The sequence below is a fragment of the Pseudoalteromonas piscicida genome (assembly GCF_002744175.1).
Classification (GTDB): Bacteria; Pseudomonadota; Gammaproteobacteria; order Enterobacterales; family Alteromonadaceae; genus Pseudoalteromonas; species Pseudoalteromonas piscicida_B.
Genome location: NZ_NKHF01000158.1, coordinates 1 through 393 on the forward strand (window position 1 = coordinate 1; position 393 = coordinate 393).

Consider the following 393-nt stretch of genomic DNA (forward strand, 5'->3'; position numbering starts at 1 on the left):
CAGGCTTTCTGGTTGTTTACCTAATTTCGCATAGTCGATGCGCTTTTTGATACTGGTATAGTCTGAGGTCTCGGGCGTGGCTGCGATTTCAGCCCTAATGGGATTTAAATCTACATAGGCTAAACAAGCCGCTAGTGCTGCTTCGTCCAATAAGGCTTGGGATTTAAATCGTCCTTCCCAAAACCGCCCTGTACAATCATCCTCTTTGTTTGCTCTGCGGGCGATATCTTCGTTAAGTACTCGCATGAACCAGCTAATATCCGCCAGTCTTTCTCTATATTTGGCAACATGCTCATCAAGCATCAACTGCTCCGACTCGCTTAGAGGCTCTTCTTTAGTATACTTTTGAGTTATCCAGTTGCCTTTAAATAGCTTGTGCCAACGTATCACAAT

At 44.5% G+C, this 393-nt stretch carries 1 pseudogene; it reads right to left on the reverse strand.

The features are described 5' to 3' along the window. A pseudogene (locus CEX98_RS22265) lies at positions 1–393 on the reverse strand (transposase); the annotation flags it as partial.